General features: G+C 59.6%; 2 protein-coding genes. Both read left to right on the forward strand.

Annotated features, from left to right (window positions below; genetic code table 11):
• The coding region (selA, locus tag F8J34_RS00555) for an L-seryl-tRNA(Sec) selenium transferase (protein ID WP_297055268.1) at positions 1–719 on the forward strand (719 nt) is incomplete at its 5' end.
• Positions 712–2,181, forward strand: coding sequence for a tetratricopeptide repeat protein (locus tag F8J34_RS00560; RefSeq protein WP_297055271.1), 1,470 nt, complete (start codon positions 712–714; stop codon positions 2,179–2,181). The genes selA and F8J34_RS00560, both read left to right, overlap by 8 nt.
• Positions 2,182–2,418 lie beyond the last annotated feature (237 nt).

Raw genomic sequence — 2,418 nt, forward strand, 5'->3', positions numbered from 1 at the left:
ATTACGCCCTGGTGGGATTCACCAAAGAGGTTTCCGGAGCGGAACTGGCCGAGTTGGCCCATAAATACGGTCTTCCGGTGGTGGAGGACCTGGGAAGCGGCTGTCTGGTGTATTTTTCCCGTTACGGAATACGGAAAGAACCCACGGTCCAGGAGATAGTCCGAACCGGGGTGGACATCGTCACCTTTTCCGGAGACAAGCTGCTGGGGGCCCCTCAGGCCGGCATCATCGTGGGGCGACGGGAACTGGTGGAACGGATCCGCAGCAACCCCCTGAATCGGGCCCTGCGCATCGATAAACTCACCCTGGCCGGCCTTGAGGCCACCCTGAGGCTTTATCTGGACGAAAAACTGGCCCTGGAACACATCCCGGTCCTTTCCATGATCCTGATGCCGGCCCGCGAGGTGCGGCGCCGGGCCTTGAGGTTGAAAAGAATGCTCTCTCGGGCCGAACTCCCCGGCTTTTCTTTTCAGGTGGTTCCTACGGTATGTCGAACCGGAGGAGGAGCCCTTCCCCTGGCGGATCTCCCCTCCTTCGCCGTAGCCGTGGAAAGCGATCGCCTCTCCCCCGAAGAGCTTCATGCCAGACTCCGCACCACCAACCCTCCGGTGGTGGGCCGGATCGAGGAGGAAAGATTCCTCCTGGAGGTGCGCACCCTGTTCCCGGAGGATTTCCCCCTGGTGGTAAGGGCTCTGAAACAGGTAGCCTCCCATGTCTGAACCTCTGGGGTGGGAGAAATACCTGGAGCATTATCTCCGCGCGGCGGAAAGGGAACTCCTCAGGGTCTGCCCTCGAGGAAAACCCCGGCTGCTTCCCGAGGAAGGGAATCTCCTTCTTTTCGGCCGGGTCCCGGCCACCCTGCGTTTCAGCGAGAGAGGATCTCTGACGGAGAATAAGCGCTGGTTCCCGGTATTGCGAGAGTTAGCCCTCAAAACCGTGGAACATCTGGTGCTCACCACCGCTCAAGACGGTTACCCCGGAGAGGGGCTGCTGTGGCTCCTTCTGGAAAAGGGGCCGGTGCGGGGGCTTCTGATCAGCGGCAGACCCCTTCCCCCTCCCCCGGGGAGCCTCCGGCTGGCCTCGGGAAAGTTCTTTCTCCCGGAAACCCAAACCGACCTCCGAAGTTTCCTGCGGGAAAACTGGCGTTCAGGCCGGAACTTCCGAGCGGTAGAAATCACCCTCCGGACCCCGGACGATCTGGAAGAGGCCCGAGCCTGGCTGGAGGTGGCCCGGCTTTTCGGTCTCACCTATCTCTCCCCCCGGGCCCAAAAAGACCTTCTTCCCTTCCGCCAGCACCTGAGCTCCGTAAAACGCTGGTTAAGAAGGAAGGGCCTTCTCGGGCTTCTGCGTCAGAAAGAAAGGCCTCCGGACATTTCCGGTCTGCCCTTAGAAGACTATTTTCTCTTTCGCCTTCCCTCCCCTAAAAAGAAGATAGGACGAGGGTACATAGGAGGGCTTTACCCGGGAAATTTCTCCGGTCCTCCTCTGGCCCTGGTTTACGCCGCCTGTGAACATTCGCGCCGGGCCGGAGGGGGAGTAATATCCTTCGAGCCCTTTACCTATCACGTGCTCGGCGATCTTTATTTGGACTGGGGAGATCTGGGGGCCGCCCTGTGGGCCTATCATCTTATAGGAGAGAAAAGCCCCCAGCCCGCGGAACTGCTGAATAATCTGGGGCTAATCTATCGCACCCTGGGTCTTCCGGAAAAGGCCCGGGAATTCTTCCGACAGGCCCTTTCCCTGGCTCCGGACGATCCTCTTATCCATTACAATCTGGCCGGGGTATTGGGGCAGGAGGAAAGAGGGGAAGCCCTGGAGCATCTCCGCAGGGCCTATCAGCTTTCAGGGCAAAAAACCCTCTTTGCCGAAGCCCTGGCCCGGGAGCTCCTGGAGCAGAACCGAACCTCCGAAGCCGCGGAGGTACTCTCCGGAAGAGACGATCTCTCCCTGCGCGGGAAAACCCTTCTGGGGGAAATCCTTTACCGGGAAGGGAGGCTGGAGGAAGCCTATCATCTTCTGCGGGAGGTATGCGGGCACCGGGAGGCTCCGCCGCGGGCGCTGGCCTATCTGGCCTTACTTTATCGGGACTGGCGCAAGGAAAAGGAAGTGGCGGAAATCCTGGAACGAGAAGCCCTGTCGCGCGGAGGCCCGGAGATCAGGTCTCTCCTGCGCCAGGCCTGATCGCTGTATTGGTCCAGTACCTTTGGCACCTATCCACCACCAAGCGCTACGGGAAACTTCGGACCGAGACTGGGCAATCCCTAGCCGTTGACCGGGTAGCCAGGCTGGTCAACCTGGAAGATTATCGTCGGAAAAAGACTTCCGATAACCGGGAATAATTAGGAACGTACCCCTCAAAAATCGCCTTACTGCAATTGATTCGCTACGGGAAAGCCTTGAGTCTCAAGGGTCTCAGGA

It is taken from the genome of Thermosulfurimonas sp. (assembly GCF_015491435.1).
In the GTDB taxonomy this organism is placed as follows: domain Bacteria; phylum Desulfobacterota; class Thermodesulfobacteria; order Thermodesulfobacteriales; family Thermodesulfobacteriaceae; genus Thermosulfurimonas_A.